General features: G+C 66.0%; 12 protein-coding genes and 1 tRNA gene. 4 read left to right on the top strand and 9 right to left on the bottom strand.

Translation table 11 applies throughout. The annotated features are described in order from the left end of the window. The first annotated feature begins 147 nt into the window (after nucleotides 1-147). On the top strand, nucleotides 148-1,617 hold the full coding sequence (locus AC6I65_RS02315; RefSeq protein ID WP_497902482.1) for a CoA-acylating methylmalonate-semialdehyde dehydrogenase: 1,470 nt from the start codon (nucleotides 148-150) through the stop codon (nucleotides 1,615-1,617). Nucleotides 1,618-1,703: 86 nt separating this feature from the next. Here AC6I65_RS02315 and AC6I65_RS02310 read toward each other — a convergent pair whose 3' ends face one another. From AC6I65_RS02310 to AC6I65_RS02270, 9 genes are all read right to left on the bottom strand, one after another. Beyond that, the gene (locus AC6I65_RS02310) at nucleotides 1,704-2,225 is read right to left on the bottom strand and encodes an Lrp/AsnC family transcriptional regulator (RefSeq protein ID WP_497902481.1); all 522 of its coding nucleotides are present in this window, start codon (nucleotides 2,223-2,225) and stop codon (nucleotides 1,704-1,706) included. 78 nt (nucleotides 2,226-2,303) lie between these two features. Continuing rightward, on the bottom strand, nucleotides 2,304-3,089 hold the full coding sequence (locus AC6I65_RS02305) for a hypothetical protein (protein ID WP_497902480.1): 786 nt from the start codon (nucleotides 3,087-3,089) through the stop codon (nucleotides 2,304-2,306). After that, complete coding sequence (locus AC6I65_RS02300; RefSeq protein WP_497902479.1) at nucleotides 3,086-4,057, bottom strand: hypothetical protein; 972 nt, start codon at nucleotides 4,055-4,057, stop codon at nucleotides 3,086-3,088. Before AC6I65_RS02300 ends, AC6I65_RS02305 begins: the two co-directional genes overlap by 4 nt. Beyond that, nucleotides 4,050-5,315 (bottom strand): ArgE/DapE family deacylase, encoded by a 1,266-nt coding sequence (locus AC6I65_RS02295; protein ID WP_497902478.1) that lies wholly within the window; start codon nucleotides 5,313-5,315, stop codon nucleotides 4,050-4,052. The genes AC6I65_RS02300 and AC6I65_RS02295 overlap by 8 nt, the downstream gene beginning before the upstream one ends. Before the next feature lie 2 nt (nucleotides 5,316-5,317). Then, nucleotides 5,318-6,067: an SDR family NAD(P)-dependent oxidoreductase gene (locus AC6I65_RS02290; RefSeq protein WP_497902477.1), complete on the bottom strand. Its 750-nt coding sequence runs from the start codon at nucleotides 6,065-6,067 to the stop codon at nucleotides 5,318-5,320. A 138-nt stretch (nucleotides 6,068-6,205) separates the two neighbouring features. After that, a complete protein-coding gene (locus AC6I65_RS02285; RefSeq protein WP_497902476.1) occupies nucleotides 6,206-7,780 on the bottom strand; it encodes an ABC transporter substrate-binding protein in 1,575 nt (524 codons plus the stop codon). Nucleotides 7,781-7,968: 188 nt separating this feature from the next. Then, nucleotides 7,969-9,450 (bottom strand): aldehyde dehydrogenase family protein, encoded by a 1,482-nt coding sequence (locus AC6I65_RS02280; protein ID WP_497902475.1) that lies wholly within the window; start codon nucleotides 9,448-9,450, stop codon nucleotides 7,969-7,971. 140 nt (nucleotides 9,451-9,590) lie between these two features. Continuing rightward, nucleotides 9,591-12,245: a heavy metal translocating P-type ATPase gene (locus AC6I65_RS02275; RefSeq protein ID WP_497902474.1), complete on the bottom strand. Its 2,655-nt coding sequence runs from the start codon at nucleotides 12,243-12,245 to the stop codon at nucleotides 9,591-9,593. A gap of 188 nt (nucleotides 12,246-12,433) precedes the next feature. Then, a complete protein-coding gene (locus AC6I65_RS02270; protein WP_497902473.1) occupies nucleotides 12,434-13,867 on the bottom strand; it encodes a DUF8593 domain-containing protein in 1,434 nt (477 codons plus the stop codon). A 470-nt stretch (nucleotides 13,868-14,337) separates the two neighbouring features. Here AC6I65_RS02270 and hisG point away from each other — a divergent pair, with 470 nt between their 5' ends. The 3 genes from hisG to AC6I65_RS02255 all read left to right on the top strand — a co-directional run bounded on the left by hisG (nucleotide 14,338) and on the right by AC6I65_RS02255 (nucleotide 17,074). Further along, complete coding sequence (gene hisG / locus AC6I65_RS02265) at nucleotides 14,338-15,192, top strand: ATP phosphoribosyltransferase (protein WP_497902472.1); 855 nt, start codon at nucleotides 14,338-14,340, stop codon at nucleotides 15,190-15,192. A gap of 108 nt (nucleotides 15,193-15,300) precedes the next feature. Continuing rightward, nucleotides 15,301-16,956: an MATE family efflux transporter gene (locus AC6I65_RS02260; protein ID WP_497902471.1), complete on the top strand. Its 1,656-nt coding sequence runs from the start codon at nucleotides 15,301-15,303 to the stop codon at nucleotides 16,954-16,956. A 45-nt stretch (nucleotides 16,957-17,001) separates the two neighbouring features. Further along, nucleotides 17,002-17,074: transfer RNA gene (locus tag AC6I65_RS02255), tRNA-Arg, on the top strand. Nucleotides 17,075-17,114: the final 40 nt, after the last annotated feature.

The raw sequence follows: 17,114 nt of genomic DNA, 5'->3' as shown, positions 1-17,114 counted from the left end.
ATTAATATTTATCCCTTAATCAGATTTCTCGGACAAAATTCTACATTTCAGGGTTACACAGCATTCAGTCCATATTTTCTATGTATAGGGAGTACAATATCCATAATTTCAGAAGCCTTATAGTGGCTGGCGGACAGCCCTAGACGAATGCTACACGATACCACCGAACAGTTCGGGGCGGTGAAAAACTACGTCGACGGGGAGTGGGTCGCCCCTGGCGCGGACGGCCAGGACGTGGTGAACCCGGCGACCGGCGACGCCCTCGGATACGTCGGCTTCAGCACCGACGAGGACGTGGACGCGGCCGTCGAGGCCGGGATGGCCGCCTTCGAGGACTGGCGAGAGACGCCCGTCGAGGCGCGCATCCAGCCGCTGTTCGAGCTGAAGCGCCTCCTCGAGGACCACCTTGACGAACTCACGGAGATCCTCGTCCGCGAACACGGAAAGACCATGGGCGAGGCTCGAGGGGAACTCCGACGAGGCATCGAGAACGTCGAAGTCGCCTGCGGCATCCCGACGCTCATGCAGGCGGGACACGTCCAGCACGCTGCCCCCGACATCGACGAGACGGCCGTCAGGGAGCCTCTCGGCGTGTTCGCCGCCGTCACCCCGTTCAACTTCCCCGGCATGATTCCGCTGTGGTTCCTCCCGTACGCGGTCGCAACCGGGAACAGTTTCATTCTGAAGCCAAGCGAACGAGACCCGCTCGTGACCCAGCGGCTGTTCGAACTCATCGAGGAGGCCGGCTTCCCCGACGGCGTCGTCCAGCTCGTCAACGGGAGCGTCGACACCGTCGACGCCCTCCTCGAACACCCCGACGTCGCCGGCATCTCCTTCGTCGGTTCCACCCCCGTCGCGAAACACGTCTACGAGAAGGCGGCCGCTCACGGCAAGCGCGTCCAGGCCCAGGGTGGGGCGAAGAACCACGTCGTCGTCTCCGCGACCGCCGACCTCGAGTTCGCCGCCGAGAAGACGGTGAGTTCCGCGCTGGCGTGCTCGGGCGAACGCTGTCTGGCCAACGACGTCGTGCTGGTCGAAGAGGCCGTCTACGAGGAGTTCGTCGACCTCCTCGCCGCAGAGACCGAGAGACAGGTCGTCGGCGACGGTCTCGACCCCGAGACCACCGTCGGTCCGCTGATCACGCCCGAACACGAGGAGCGGGTTCGAGAGTTCATCGAAACCGGCCTCGAGGAAGGGGCCGAACTGGTCGTCGACGGCCGGGACGTCGGTCGCGACAGCGAGGGCAACTTCCTCGGCCCCTGTCTCTTCCGGGACGTGAGCCCCGAGATGACCATCTGCCGAGAGGAAATATTCGGCCCCGTCCTCGGCGCGATGGCGGTCGAGAACGTCGCAGAGGGAATCGAGGTCATGAACCGCAGCGACTTCGGCAACGCCGCGAGCCTCTTCACCGAGAGCGGGTCGGAGGCTCGCCAGTTCCGCCATCGGGCGGAGGCGGGCAACCTCGCGGTCAACGCGGGGACGGCCGCGCCGATGGCCTTCTTCCACTTCGGTGGGCAGAAGGACTCGTTCTTCGGCGATCTCCACGCCCAGGCGGAGGACGTCGTTCGGTTCTACACCGACGAGACGGTGTACATCGAGCGCTGGCCGAACGCATAGGTCGACGTCTTCGGACCCCTACCCACACCCATCTCCCGTTCCCCTCGACGGCGGGAAACGCGCCTCGAGTCGAGTCGAGACGCCGATCAGCGATCCCCGTCCTGGACGATCCGCTTCATCTCCTCAGACATCACCGAGACGACCCGCGGAGTGCTCTTGATCTCGTCCATGACGAATCTCGAGGACGTTTCCTTCACGCCCTCGATGCCGACGATTTCGTCGATGACCTCGTTCATCTGTTCGCGGTCCTGGACGCGCACGATCGTTACGAAGTCCACGTCGCCCATCGTGTAGTAGACCTGTTCGATGCCGTCGATCGCCGCGAGTTCGGTCCCGATGTCCTCGGAGTACCCTTGCTCGTGGGTGACCGAAATCTCCGTCAGCGCCACCATGTCCAGTCCGAACGGCACCGGATCGAGGTCGGCCGTGATCCCGCGGATGACGCCCCGGTCCTTGAGTTTCTCGAGTCGGTAGTGGATCGCGGATTTAGATAGGCCAAGTTCCTCCGAGAGGACATTGAGGTTGACGTCGAAGTCGTTCTCGACGTACTCGAGGAGGTCAACGTCCGTCTGATCGAAGGTCTCGCCCCGAGAGCGCGTGTTCGACATACTTCACGTAGAGCGCCGTCTCACATAAAAACGTGTGTCTTCACGAGTATCTGATAGGTTCCACGGGTATCTGACAGGTCACCGGTCCGCTGCCGGGCGTTCGAGCGCGGTAACGGCACCCTGCTCCCGGGCGCGACGCGCGATCCCAATCGTCTCGGCGTGGTAGGCCCCGCCCAGGCTCGCCTCGATGTGGACGTCCTCGAGGCCGCCGATCACCACGACGTCCGAGAGCACGTCGGCGGCGGCGTGCGTGACGGCCACTTCGGCGTCGGGCGCGAGGTACGGCGTCGTCGCGGTGGTGATCGCCTCGATCACGTCGCCTCGAGCGCCGTCGTGGGGGACGTCCGCGCCGAAGCGCGCGCCGTCGTACTCGAGGTCGAGGGAGACGCCCGATCCCGTCTCGGCGGGCGAAACGGTGATCGCGCCGACATCGGTCTCGCGGGTCACGGACTCGGAGAGCGTCGCGCGGGCCTCGCCGTCGATCGGTTCCGTGCCGACCTCGCGTACGGCCCTCGCGAGCGCGGGATTCGGGAGTCCCGCGGGGTGGCTCACGACCGCGTCGGGGCCGAGCGTCGTCGCGTAGCAGAAGCGGTGTTCCGGCCGGGAGAAGTCCCACTCGCCGGCGATTCCGGTGACGGACGCGGCGGTGACGCCACAGAGGCGGAGGGGGCCGAGGACGTGTTCGACCACGAACGCGCGGTCGTCGCCGGTGTCGGCGGCGTCCGGCTCGACGAGGTCGACGCGCACGTCAGCCTTGCGGACGCACTCGAGAGTCGCCGGGATGCCGTTGACCTCAATGCCCGGCTCCGACCGGGGTTCGACGCGAACGTACTCGCCCTCGACGGGCGCGGCGACGGTTCTCACGCCGATCCCTCCATACGGGCCAGCGTCTCCTCGAGGAGTCGCGTCCCGGTCGCGAACGCGTCCGCGCCGAACGGTTCACCCGGTTCGCCGGTCCCGAGCGCCACCTTGTCGGGGGTCGGCACGGCCTCGAGGGGCGATCCGGGCGCCAGCCAGTCGTACGCGCAGTCCCCGAGCACCGCGCGGTGGGCGCCCTCGACGGCCGTCCGCGTCGCTCGGGACGGTCGGGCACGGTCGACGCCCGAAACGTGCTCGAAGCGGACCGACTCGACGCTCGTGCAGGGTTCGAACCGGGACTCGATCTCGGTGAAGTCGGTCGTCGGCGTCGTCGCCGCCTCGAGGACGACCGTCAGCCGTTCGTCGCTGGTCTCGACGCCGGCCAGCGAGAACGTGGTCATTCCAGTCGTGAACACCCCGTCTCGGTCGTCCTCGATGGGATAGTGGGGATGAGACGGCTTCGCGGCCTCGAGGACGGCCGACAGTCGGTTCTCGTCGGTCTCGAGTCGCCGGTAGTTCGCGCTCGCCTCCGGCGCGTGCTCGAGGTCGACCGACACCCTCGCTCGTCCCCGCACGACGGTCGACAGTCGGCCCCCGAGGGGCTCGAGGACGAGCCAGGGACCCTCTGCAGTGAGATCCGCCTCGGGGTAGTGCAGTCGGGCGGTCGTGTCCGCGGCCGCGTTCGACTCCCCGTCCGCCTCCTCGCTCCCGGCGACCGTCGCCGCGACGGCGAGCAGCCCCGCTCGGGCCGCCTGAGGTCCGCGATAAACGGCCTCACCGGTTTCAGGGTCGGTCGCGACCTCGAGGTCGGCCAGCGGGTCGGTGCCGTCGAGCGGGCCGACGAGCAGGTTGACGGGCTCGCTCCGTCCACCTCGTCCGTCGCAGCCCCCGTCCGCTCCAGGGTCGTCCGAGCAGCGTTCGACCGCCTCGAGCGCTCGCTCTCGAATCGTTTCCGGCGACGGCAACTCAGCCATCCAGGTGCCCCATCAGATCCGCCGTCGCAGCGGCCATCACCGTCGCGGCCGTGACGACCTCCTCGACGGGCACGTATTCGTCCTCGACGTGAGCCTGCTCGAGCAGACCCGGCCCGTAGACGATGCACTCCTCGATGCCGGCGTCGTTGACGACGAAGCGCTGGTCGTCCGATCCCGGCGAGACGACGTACTCCGGCGGCCCGTGGTGGGGTTCGATCTCCCGCGCGAACGTCTGGGCGACGGTACAGTCCCGCGAGACGAGCGCGGGTTCGGCGAACATGATCTCTTCGTAGCCGACCCGCGCACCCGTCGCGGCCTCGGTCTCGGCCATCAGCGCCTCGAGCTCCTCGCGAGCGCCGTCGACGGTCTCCTCGGGGACGAGCACGCGGTAGAACGCGGCCGTACAGCGGTCGGGCACCACGTTCTCGGAGTAACCCGCGTCGATCATCGTCGCGGAGACGTCCGCCCGGGCCGACGCCGCGGGGACGACCGGTTCGTCCGTCGTCCGCTCGTGGAGGGTCTCGCGGTACTCGCCGATCCGCGAGAGGAAGTCGTTCATCGCCATCACGGCGTTCTCCCCGCCGTGGGCCATGCAGCCGTGAGCTTTCTCGCCGTGGGTGACGACACGGAACTTCAACACGCCGCGGTGGCCCAGGCAGATCCGCGAGGAGTCGAAGCACTCGGTGTAGACGCAGTAGTCGGTGTTCTCCCGGGAAATGTGTCCCTCCCGGACCAGTTCGCCGAGGCCGGTGAAGCCGCCGGTCTCCTCGTCGACGGTCATGCTCTGGGTGATCGAGCCCTCGAGCGGCACGCCCAGCTCTCGGAGTGCGTCGACGGCCAGCACGCTCGCGGCGATGCCGGACTTCATGTCGCTCGCCCCGCGGGCGTAGAGGTTCCCGTCCTCGAGGGTCGGCTCGTAGGGGTCGGTGGCCCAGTCTTCGCCCGCGGGGACTACGTCGTAGTGGCCCGTGAAGTGGATGTCGGGGCCGTCGCGCCCCTCGTCCAGTCGGGCGAGGACGTTCATCCGGTCGTGGTCGGTCCGGTCCGGGTAGTACTCCTCGACGACCTGGTCGGGGACGTCGATCACGTCCACATCGTACTCGCGCGCCTCGAGTTGCTCCCGGAGGAACTCGGCTCCCTCGCGGTAGTTTCGCCCCGGCGGGTTCTCGGTGTCGATCCGGAGGAACTCCGTCAGGAACTCGAGGCCGTCCGCCCGGCGCGACTCGACGGCGTCCGCGATAGCAGTTCGGGTTACCATGGTCAGATGTCGCGCCCCCCGTCGACCTCGAGGGCGGTGCCGGTGATCATCGAGGCGTCCTCGCTGGCAAGGAAGACGGCCGCGCCGGCGACGTCTTCCGGTTCACAGAGCCGACCGAGCGGAATGGTGTCGTGCATCGATTCGACGCTCAGGTCGCCGGCAGCGAAGTCCTGCAGCATCGGCGTGTCCGTCGCGACGGGACAGATGGCGTTGACGCGAATCCCGTCCTCGGCCAGTTCGTACGCCAGTTGCTTCGTGAGGCCGACCATCCCGGCCTTGGAGGCGACGTACGCCGAGAGCCCGGTCCGCGGACGAATCGCGGCGGTCGAGGCCGTGTTGAGGATTACGCCCGCGTCGCTCTCCCTGAGTTCGGGCACCGCGTACTTCGCCCCGAGAAACGCGCTCTTGAGGTTTACGTCGACGGTGGCGTTCCACGTCTCCTCGGTCACGTCCTCGATGGGTGTCGACTCCTGCGGGATCCCGGCATTGTTGTGGAGCACGTCCAGGCCGCCGAACGCCTCGACCGCGCAGTCGATCATCCCCTCGACGGCTGCTGGATCGGATACATCGGCGACGTGACTCCGGGCGGTCCCCCCGTCGGCCTCGACCGCCTCGACCGTCGCCGCGGCTCCCTCTTCGTCGAGGTCGACGACCAGCACGTTCGCACCCGTCGCCGCGAACCGCCGGGCGGTGGCTTCGCCCATCCCCGACCCGGCCCCGGTCACGAGGACGCTTCTGTCACTGTCAGACATACTCGAGGGTCAGTTCGAACGGACATGAAGTTTTGGGAGGCGGGGGTCGATATCGGGACCTTGTTCCGAATTTAGAAGAATTATAGAACAATATTCAACTATATATCGAGGGAGGATATTTTATTCAGACCCTCTGACTCACTCGTAGGTCGCCTCGTGGAGCGAGCGGAACGAGCCGTGCGGGTACTGTTCGAATCCCTCTAATCGGTCCGAGACGCCCTGGATCCGCTCGGGGTAGTAGGTGTAGACGGAGTACGCCTCCTCGTAGACGATCTGCTGAATCTCGTCGAGGAGTTCCTGGCGGTCTTCCTGGTCCGGTGTCTCGCGTTGGTCCTCGAGCAGCGCGTCGAGTTCGTCGTTGCTAATGTTCCAGACGTTGAGACCGTCGGTGTGGTGGAGGTAGAGCAACTCGTCGGGGTCGGCGAACGATTCCCAGTTGGAGACGGCAATCTCGAAGTCGCCCTCCTGCTCGCGGGTCCAGAACGTCGAGCCGTCGAGCGTCTGCACGCTCGCCTCGACGCCGATGTCCTCGAGCATGCTCTGAATGAGCGTCGCCGCCTGCTCGTGCTGGGTCGTCGTCGAACTGATGATCTCGAGCGAGAGGTCCTCGTGACCGGCCTCTGCGAGCAGGTCCTGGGCCTGCTGTGGGTCCCCATTCGGGTGATTGAAGTCAGAGAGGTCGCCGTTGTAGGCCGCGAACGAACTCGGGAGGATCGACTTCCCGGCCTCGCCGTACCCCTGCAGGACCGTCTCGACGATCTGTTCCTTGTCGATTGCCCACGCGATGGCCCGGCGGACCCGACGGTCGTCGAGCGGTTCGACGTCGGTGTTGAAATCGACGCGACCGGAGCTGACGTCCTCGGTGCGCATAACCGAGATGCCGTCGGCGCTCTCCACCTGGTCGACGTACTGGGGCGACAGCTGGTCGACGGCCTGGATCGACCCCGTCTCGAGCTGGGAGACCATCGAGGACTCGTCGGGGAGGATGCGGAACTCGATCTCGTCGATGTTCGGCAGGTCGTCCTGCCAGTAGTCGTCGTACTTTCGGAGTATCGCGTTTTGCCCCGAGTTCCACTCGACGAGTTCGTACGGACCGGTCCCGACCGGATTCGAGTTGTAGTCCTCGCCGTATTCGGTGACGGCCGCCTCCGAGAGCGGCCACATCACCTTCTCGACGTTGTCGAGGAACGGCGCGTGGGGGTGTGCGAGGTCGAAACGAACCGTGTAGTCGTCCTCGACGACGACCTCCTCGATCGCGCTGACGTAGTTCTTCCGGGGGTTCTCCTCGGTCTCGATCCACTCGTAGGTGTACTGGACGTCCGAGGCGGTGAAGTCCTCGCCGTTGTGGAACGTGACCCCCTCCTCGAGTTCGAACACGTACTGGGTGTCGCTCTCGAGTTCCCAGTCGCTCGCCAGCTGGGGGACGTACTCGCCCTCGGGGGTAATGTCCACGAGATTGTTGTAGATCAGCGAGTACACTTTGTTGGAGTCGAAGTCGGTGTCGCGCGCAGGAATCAGGTCCCACGCGCCCCGCCCGATGCCGAGCGAGACGCTGGTTCCGCTGCCACCGTTCCCGCTGCCACCGTTCCCGCCGTCGCCGTTCCCGTCGTCGCTGGTACACCCCGCGAGACTTACCCCGCCAGCCGCTGCGATCGCCGTGAGGAGCCGTCGCCGCGACGCGTCGATCGCACCCTGTGTGGAAATGTCAGTCATGACGCTCGTATCACTATTATCGCTCGATGATAAAACAGTTTCCATAACCAGCATGATAAATGTGGAAATTTTTCTCTTATGGAGGAAATATCCGGATTTATTACACCATATTCGACCGGCGACCGATCAAAACTGCCTTCGGCGTGGAGTCGCCGAACAACGTTCTCCCAGGTACGAGGACCGGACGATCACGCACCCGGAAGGTTGCCGCCGCCGTCCTCGAGCGCGATGGCGACGTTCTTGGTCTGGACGTAAGACTCGAGGGCCTCCAGGCCCTTTTCGCGGCCGATACCGCTCCGCTTGTACCCGCCGAAGGGTGTCTGCTGGGTGTCGACGAACCAGTCGTTGACGTAGACGTTCCCCGCCTCGAGGCGCCTCGCCAGTCGACCCGTCCTCGAGACGTCCCCGGTGAAGACGCCGGAGACCAGCCCGTACTCGACGCCGTTGGCGATTTCGAGGGCCTCGGCCTCGGTTTCGAATGGAACGACGCAGAGGACCGGACCGAAAATCTCTTCCTGTTCGATTCGCATCCCGGGTTCGACGTCGGCGAAGACGGTCGGTTCGACGAAGTAGCCGGGCCGATCCGGCGTCCCGCCGCCGGCCGCGAGCGTCGCGCCCTCACGTTGCCCGAGGTCGACGTAGCTCGTGACCTTCTCGAACTGTTCCTTGGAGGCGAGCGGCCCCATGTCGGCGTCCTCGGCCCCGGGAGCGAGGTCGTACTCCTCGGCCAGGTCGACGATTCGTTCGACGAATTCGTCGTAGATCGACTCGTGAACGAGCGCCCGGTCGGCGGCCGAACAGACCTGCCCGGCGTTCGTGAAGATAGCCGTCGAGATCGTCTCCGTCGCAGCCTCGAGGTCGGCATCGGGAAACACGATCGCGGGGTTCTTGCCCCCGAGCTCGAGCGTGACGGGCGTGATCGACTCGGCGGCCGATCGCATGATGGCCTGGCCCGTCGGGACGCTGCCCGTGAAGGTGATCGTGTCGACATCCTCGTGACCGGTGAGCGCGGCCCCTGTCTCCCCGCCGCCGGGAACGACGTTGACGAGACCGTCGGGAACATCCACCTGCGCGCACAGTTCGGCCAGCCGGAGCGTGCTCAGGGGCGTGTTCGGCGCTGGTTTGACGACGACCCCGTTCCCGGCGACCAGCGCGGGGGCAGTCCCGCGCGCGAAGAGATTCCCGGGGAAGTTCCATGGCGTGATCTGCGCGCTCACGCCGTAGGGTTCGCGAATCGTGAAATCGAGGGTGTCGGAACCGAGTGGGATGCTCTTGCCCTCGAGTTTGTCGGTGAACCCGGCGTAGTACTCGAAGTAGCGGGCCGCGCTCTCGACGTCGCTTCGCGCCTGCGATAGCGGCTTCCCCTGATCCAGGCTCTCGAGGGCGGCGAGTTCGTCGACGTGCTCGCGGATGATGCGTCCCATTTCGTAAACCCGTCGACCCCGCTCGTCCGGGGGCGTCTCTCGCCACTCCGCGAAGGCTCGCCGCGCCGCTCGCACGGCGTCGTCGACGTCGGCCTCGGTGCAGCTGGCGACGCGCGTGAAGGGTTCCTCGCTCGCCGGGTCAATCAGTTCGCTGTAGTCTCCTTCGACGGGTGGGGTCCGTTCGCCGTCGATGTAGGCGTCGTACGCCGACGCAATCTCGAGATCGGCGTGTGTGAACTGGCCCATGTGTGTCACTGACGCCCCAGCTATATTATGTCTGTGAATAGTACTCGATGCCCGATTTTCGTTCTGTTATGGAGGATAATACAGAACGACGTTCATCGAGACTGGGGAACTCGAAAATGTATCCAACTCCTGGCCAGTCGCTATCGCCGAATCCACTCGAGCGGCCGCGTGACCAGCGGCCGGTAGTCCTCGTGGGGGTCGTAGGCGGCGAACGAGAGGCTGTTCGTCATCACGCTTACGCTCGAGGTCGCCATCGCCAGACCGGCCAGGGCGGGGTTGAGCAACCCGAGCGAGGCGATCGGGACCAGCGTGGTGTTGTAGATCAACGCCCAGAAGAGGTTCTGGCGGACCTTCCGCAAGGTGGCCTCCGATATGCGAATCGCCTTGAGCACGTCGGCGGGGTCGTCGCGCATCAGCGTCACGTCGGCCGATTCGATGGCCACGTCGGTCCCGGATCCGATGGCAACGCCGACGTGGGCCGTCGTGAGCGCGGGGGCGTCGTTGACGCCGTCGCCGACCATCATCACTCGCGTGCCGTCGCTGTCGCCGCCGGCCGACTGCAGGTCCTCGACGTGATCCGCCTTGTCCTCCGGCAGCACGCCCGCTCGGACGTTCTCGGGGTCGATTCCCACTCGCTCCGCGACCGCTCGAGCCGTCCGCTCGTTGTCGCCGGTCAGCATGACGACCTCGATGCCCCGCTCTCGCAGAGCGGCGACGGTCTCCGTCGCGCTCTCGCGAACCTCGTCGGCCACCGCGACGACGCCCAGCAACGCGCCGTCGACGGCGACCGGAATCGCGGTCTTCCCCTCGCGCTCGAGGCGCTCGAGGGTCTCCTCGGCTGGCTCGGGGTCGATTCCCTCGTCCTCGAGCAGCTTTCGCCGGCCGACCACGACCGTCCCGCGGGTCGTCTCCGCGCGGATTCCGTGACCGGGGACGTTCTCGAAGTCCTCGAGGTCGCCTATCTCGATACCGCGATCCGTGGCACCCTCGACGACGGCGCGCCCGATGGGGTGTTCCGAGCCCGATTCGGCGGCCGCCGCGGCCCCCAGGACGAACGACTCGAGGGACTCCTCGTGCGTCTCGAGGACGCCGCCGTCGGCGCGGGGGTCCGTCTCGCTCCCGCCGTCGGCCGCGACTCCGCTCGCTTCGTCGCTACTGTCCAGGACGACCACGTCGGTCAGCGTCATCTCGCCGTGGGTCAGCGTCCCGGTCTTGTCGAAGACGACGGTGTCGACCCCCCGGACCTGCTCGAGGACGTCGCCACCCTTGAAGAGGACGCCGTTGGTCGCGCTCAGCGTGGAGCCGACCATCGTCGCCGCGGGTGTCGCCAGCCCGAGCGCACAGGGGCAGGCGATCAACAGCGCGGAGGCGAGCACGACGACCGAGAACTCGAGGACGGGCACGCCGCCCGCGACCGGGCCGCCGCCGACCGGTTCGAGGACGGGGATCCACGAGCCGAGCCAGGCCGAGGTGCCGTAGAGGGCGTCGGGGAACAGCGCCCAGAGGACGGCCCAGACCACGGCATTGACGATCACCGCCGGGACGAAGTAGGCGCTCACCGTGTCGACCACCCGCTGGATCTCGGGCTGGCGGGACTGGGCCTCCTTGACCCGGTCGACGATCTGTTGCAGGGCCGTCTCGGAGCCGACTTTGGTCGCCTCGACCAGCAGGACGCCGTTCTCGTTGATCGTGCTCCCCACGACGTCGTCGCCCTCGCCCTTCTCGACCGGGACGGATTCGCCGGTCAACATCGACTCGTCGACGGCGCTCTGGCCCTCGAGGACGACGCCGTCGGTCGGAATCCGCTCGCCCGGTCGGACCTTGAGTACGTCGCCGACCTGGACGTCCTCGAGGGGGACCTGTACTTCAGTCCCGTCTCGCACGACTGCGGCGTCCTCGGCCTCCATCTCGAGGAGCTCCCGCAGGGCGTTGCCCGCTCGCGCCTTCGAGCGGACCTCGAGCCAGTTGCCCAGCGTGATGAACCAGAGGATGAACGCGACGGCCTCGAAGTAGAGGTTGCCGGTCAGCCCGATCGTGAGCACGGCCGTCGAATAGACGTAGCCCGCGAGGGTACCGACGGCGACGAGAGTGTCCATGTTCGCCCGTCGATTGTGTGCGAACGCGCGGTAGGCGCCGACGAGGAACTCGCGGCCGAGGGTCGCCATCATGACCGTCGCGATGGCGAACTCGGCCCAGTCGACGACTCCCTCGCCGATTCCGAGCACCTCGTGGAGAGGCGGGATCAGCCCGAGCATCGCGAGCATGATCGGGACGAACGGCAGGGTGAGCAGGCCGCCGCCGATTACCAGCCGTCGCTGCCGGGACAGTTCGCGCTCGACGGCACGCTCGCGCTGGCCCTCGTCTTCCTCGTCATCGCCGCCTGCGGGTTCGTACCCCGCCTCCTCGATCGCTCGCCTGATTTCGGCCAGCGAGACGTCCGACGGATTGTACCGGATCCGGGCCTCGTCCGAGGCGAAGTTCACGTCCGCCGAGACGACCCCGGGGAGGGACTCCGTCGCCTCCTGGACGGTTCCCGAGCAGGTCGCACAGGACATCCCCATCACGGGAATCGAGGTGGTTTCGGTCGCGACCTCGTAGCCCGCGTTCGACACCGCCTCGACGACCGCCTCGAGGCTGACCTCGTCGGGGTCGTAGGCGACGACCCCCTCGTCGGTCGCGAAGTTCGCGCTCGCCTCCTCGACCCCTTCGAGATCGCTCAGGGCGTCCTCGACGGTCCCCGAACACGTCGCACAGGACATCCCGGTTATCTCGAGGTGGGCGCGTCGTTTCGTCATGGTGGAGACTACGGGCTACGGGTTCAAGCGAGTTGTGCCTTTCAAAATGAGGGTATCTCGACATCCAAATTTCGATTGGAAACCGTCACGACCGGTGGGTCGATGAAGTGAAAGTGGATGAGTCGCTCAGCGTCTCGAAAAAGAACCCGCCGCTCGAAGAACACAGCGGGCGAAATTACGCGACCGGGCTACATCGATTTCTCGTCCGATCCGAGCTCCTCGGCTCCTTTGAGTACTACCTGGTCGTCGGTCACGCGCTCGATCTCCGTGGCATCGACGGGGAAGTCGTCGTCGTTGACGTTGCCCCAGTCGAGCGCGGCTTTGATCTTCTCGGTGATCCCCGGGTGGGCATCGACGTACATCGTTTCGCCGCCCTCTTCGACGTCGGTAACCATTCCGAGTTCCTCGCCCGCGGTGTCGACGACTGCTTTTCCGATTTCGTCGTCGGAGAGCGTTACTCGCCCGGCCCCTTCCGTGGCTTCCATCGGCTCCTCTTCGGTAGCTCCCATCGACTCCCCTTCGGTAGCTCCCATCGACTCCCCTTCGGTAGCTCCCATCGACTCCCCTTCGGCACCCTCGACGACCCCGCCCTCGGTCGTGCCGGTCGGCATCGTTCCGGATTCCTCGGTAACGACGTCCTCGGTGTGAACGGTCTCCATCGCCAGGAGTTCGCCCCCGGTCACGTCGGCGTCCAGGCGCTTCCGGTCGACTACCTCGTCCTGGACGACGTGTTCGCGGGTGAAGTAGGTGTGAATTCGGTCGTCTTCGCTCACCTCGGATTCGACCTCGTACTCCGTGAGCACGTTGTCGGTCGACACGTCGACGTCGAGAAGGTCACTCTCGGCGATCGTGCGCTGGAGTCCCTCGACGTCGATGTCGCGGTCCTCGACGGTGTCGGTTTCGACCACGTCGGTGCCCGCGACGTGGCTCTCGACAGTGAACCGTTCGGTGAACTCGCGAGTAACCGACCACATCTCCTCGACCTCGAGTTCGGCGGAGTACGGGACGTCGGTGGACTCGATGGAGCCTGCCCCGGTGTCTGCGGGCACGGGCTCTGACCCCGTACGGTCGACCGCGTCGTAGTAGCGGTCCTCGTCGAACCAGTCCGCGTGATCACGATCACTCCCTCCCTCGTCGACGAGCGTACAGCTCGTACACTCCCGTTGCAGGAGTTCGACGTCGACCACGCTCTCGTCGATCACCTCGGTGTCGACGAGTTCGCTCTCGATGCTCGTCTCCTCGACGACGACGCTCTCGACGACGGTGGTCTCGGTAATCTCCGTCGTCACCGTCTCGCCCTCGAGGAGGCGCTCTTTCAGGTCCTCTCGATCGACGTTGCTTCGTGTGAGGGCCTCTTCGCGACGGGTCACTTCGAAGGGTTCGGACGCCTCCGCACCGTGGTAGATTACCACCTGATCGCCCTCGTCGAGTCGGCCGAAGAACTCGTCCCACTCGACCGTCTCGTGGGATCCCATCGTCTCGGACTCCGGGAGGATGCGGTAACGATCCGGTTCGTCCTCGTGGCGAGCGGGCGTCGCAGCGTGTTCGTCCGCCCAGCGGCGGATCGTCTCTCGGTCTGCCGACAATCGACTCTCCCCGGGTTGATCTGTGGGTTCGTCCATAACACCTTCGAGATGTACGGTCGGACGTAAATTGGGACGGATCGTTTCGCTCGCAGATCGATATTAGAAAGCGGTAACTGGCGGGCGCAATCGACCACGAACGGGTAAACGTACGCTTACCGACCTGGAACTGGGGGATGGCGTCGCTGGAGCGTTCGTACCGATGTCCGCTTCGAAACGGACGAACCTGACTGGTCGCCTGCCTCGTTCGAGTGGTTCCGAGACGGCCCAGCGAAATCTCGATCGCGGGTCAGTTTCTAGGTCGTCGACAGTCGACTGCACGCCTTCGACTCGCTTCCCACGCAGTTCCCGTTTACCGTACAGTAATCGGCTACCGAGCACGCCGATTCCCGGAATCAGACGGGAGATTTCTTAATTGGCTCGAGACGAAGCGACCTCGCCAGAATCGAGCAAACGGAGGGCGGTTGCGATGGAAAGACAGTTCCCGCCGCGCACCCAATCACCGTCAAATGCGTCTCGCCGTCCCCAACAAGGGCCGCCTGCACGACCCGACGATCGACCTCCTCGAGCGGGCCGGCCTTCATCTCGAAAACGGCGCCGCCAGGAAGCTCTACGCCGACACTGTCGACCCCGAGGTCATCATCCTCTTCGCCCGGGCCGCGGACATCCCCGAGTACGTCGCCGACGGGGCGGCCGACCTCGGAATCACCGGCTACGACCAGTACCGGGAAGCCGACGTCGGCAACGTCGCCGAGCTGCTCGACCTCGAGTTCGGCCGCTGTCGGCTCGTGCTCGCGTCGCCCGAAGATGGCGACATCGACGCCGTCGAGGATCTGGCGGGCAAGACCGTCGCCACGGAGTTCCCGACCGTCACCCGGCAGTTCTTCGACGAGCGTGGACTCGAGCCCTCGATCGTCGAGGTCACGGGCGCGACGGAGTTGACGCCACACGTCGAGATGGCCGACGCCATCGTCGACATCACGAGCACGGGGACGACCCTGAAGATGAACCGCCTCGCCGTCATCGAGGAGGTCCTCTCGAGTTCCGTCCGCCTGTTCGCCCGCGACGACGTCCTCGAGGACCCCAAGGTTCAGGAGATTCGTACCGCGCTCTCGTCGGTGCTGGCCGCCGACGGCAAACGATACCTGATGATGAACGTTCCCAGCGATCGGCTCGAGGCCGTCCGCGAAGTCATCCCCGGCATGGGTGGCCCGACGATCATGGACATCGCCAACGGAGGCGGCGAGTCCGTCGCCGTCCACGCCGTCGTCGACGAGCGCGAGGTGTTCGAGACCATCACCGAAGTGAAGAACGCCGGTGCGAGCGACATCCTGGTCACCGAAATCGAGCGACTGGTCGAGTAGGGTTCCTCGAGCGAACCGATAGCGGGGACACCGCTCGAGGCGTGTGTCGACGGAGGATGCCGGGACAGGTTCAGAACGTTCATTGTCCCGCTCCTACATCCTCAACCAGTGAGCGACGAGTCAGACGCCTCGAGCGACCGGCCAGCCCCGGACGACGACGCTGGTGTGGACGGCGACGTCGATGGCAACGGCGACCCTCCAGCCGACTCCACGCCCGTCGACACCAGCGCCTCGATCACCGAGGGGAGCCTCGTCCGACCGCTCTTTCGCCTCGCCTGGCCCATCGTCGTCATCCAGTTGCTGCAGGTCACCTACAACGTCGTCGACACCCTCTACCTCGGGCGCCTCTCTGCCGAGGCCGTCGGCGCGATTAGCCTCGCCTTTCCGCTAATATTCTTGCTCATCGCCATCGCTGGCGGCTTCACCACCGCCGGTGCGATTCTCGTCGCCCAGTACACCGGCGCGAAAGGGAATCGATCCGCGGGCCTCGTCGCCGGCCAGACCCTCTCGTTCGTCGGCCTCCTCTCGGTGTTCATCGGCATCGGCGGCTACTTCTACACCCGCCCCGCCCTCGAGCTCCTGCCCAGCGACCAGGACACCGCCGCGACGGTGATTCCGCTGGCCGCCGACTACATGGAGGTCATCTTCCTGGGCATCCCCCTCATGTTCGGCTTCTTCGTCTTCTCGGCGCTCATGCGCGGCTACGGCGACACCCGAACCCCGATGCTCGTGATGGTCGTCTCCGTCTTCCTCAACGTCCTGCTCGACCCGTTCTTCATCTTCGGGTTCGCCGACAACCCCCTGTTCGTCTGGCTCAACCTCGAGGGCCTCGAAGCCGCCCTCTACGCCTGGACCGGCTTTTCTGGCCTGGGGATCCAGGGTGCCGCACTCGCGACGATCGCCGCCCGCGGCGTCGCGACCGTGATGGGCCTGTGGATCCTCTTCACCACCGCGAGCGGGCCGGCCGTGCGCCTCGAGCACCTCCCGCTCGACCTCGAGGTCATCGAGGACATCGTCCGCCTCGGCGTGCCGAGCACGGTCGAACAGACCACGAGCGCGATGGCGATGATCACGCTCACCGCCATGATCGTCACGTTCTCGCCGCCGGTGGTCGCCGCCTACGGGCTGGGCAACCGGCTGATCTCGCTCGTCTTCCTGCCCGCGATGGGGCTGGGTCGCGCCATCGACACCATGGTCGGCCAGAACCTCGGCGCCGACCGGAGCGACCGCGCCGAGCGCTCGGTCTGGCTCGCCGCCTCGACCGGCGCCGGGGTGATGCTCGTCGTCGCCGTGATCGCCGTCGCCTTCACCGAACCCATCGTCAGCGTCTTCCTCGGCGACGTCCCCGACGCTCCCGCGACCATCGCCTACGGCGTCGAGTACGTCCGCATCCGCTCCGTCGAGTTCGCCTTCATCGGCGTCTCGCAGGTCATCCTCGGCGCCTTCCGCGGCGCCGGAAACACGAAGACCGCGATGGTCATCTCGATGCTCACCCTCTGGGTCGGCCGCGTCGTGAGCGTCCTCGTGCTGGCGTTCTCCTGGTCGGTCACGATTCCCGGCGTCGAGATCACCCTCGCCGCCCTCGGCTGGGGCGAAACCGGCGTCTGGACCGGCATGGCCCTGGGGAACGTCCTCGGCGCCACCGTGGGGGTCGCCTGGTTCACTCGGGGTACCTGGAAGGAGAAGTACATCGACGACACGGACGTGGGCGATGTCGGAGAGGAACAGGACCTCGAGGCGCCGACCGCTCGAGGCGAAGACTAGCCACGACAGAAACGTTATACGGCCGTAGTCAATCTGTATCGACGAGGGCGCGTAGCTCAGTGGACAGAGTCCCTGGTTCCGGACCAGGATGTCGCGGGTTCAAATCCCGTCGCGCCCGCTACGTTTCGTCACGGTTCGAATCCACTAGCCGGCGGTAT

The sequence above is a fragment of the Natronosalvus sp. KLKA75 genome (assembly GCF_059736265.1).
This window is presented reverse-complemented; position numbering and strand designations above follow the sequence as displayed.

Bases quoted from the DNA above. Each gene is read 5' to 3' on its own strand.
- AC6I65_RS02315 (WP_497902482.1), top strand. From the start codon at position 148: ATGCTACACGATACCACCGAACAGTTCGGGGCGGTGAAAAACTACGTC.
- AC6I65_RS02310 (WP_497902481.1), bottom strand. From the start codon at position 2,225: ATGTCGAACACGCGCTCTCGGGGCGAGACCTTCGATCAGACGGACGTT.
- AC6I65_RS02300 (WP_497902479.1), bottom strand. From the start codon at position 4,057: ATGGCTGAGTTGCCGTCGCCGGAAACGATTCGAGAGCGAGCGCTCGAG.
- AC6I65_RS02295 (WP_497902478.1), bottom strand. From the start codon at position 5,315: ATGGTAACCCGAACTGCTATCGCGGACGCCGTCGAGTCGCGCCGGGCG.
- AC6I65_RS02290 (WP_497902477.1), bottom strand. From the start codon at position 6,067: ATGTCTGACAGTGACAGAAGCGTCCTCGTGACCGGGGCCGGGTCGGGG.
- AC6I65_RS02285 (WP_497902476.1), bottom strand. From the start codon at position 7,780: ATGACTGACATTTCCACACAGGGTGCGATCGACGCGTCGCGGCGACGG.
- AC6I65_RS02280 (WP_497902475.1), bottom strand. From the start codon at position 9,450: ATGGGCCAGTTCACACACGCCGATCTCGAGATTGCGTCGGCGTACGAC.
- AC6I65_RS02275 (WP_497902474.1), bottom strand. From the start codon at position 12,245: ATGACGAAACGACGCGCCCACCTCGAGATAACCGGGATGTCCTGTGCG.
- AC6I65_RS02270 (WP_497902473.1), bottom strand. From the start codon at position 13,867: ATGGACGAACCCACAGATCAACCCGGGGAGAGTCGATTGTCGGCAGAC.
- hisG (WP_497902472.1), top strand. From the start codon at position 14,338: ATGCGTCTCGCCGTCCCCAACAAGGGCCGCCTGCACGACCCGACGATC.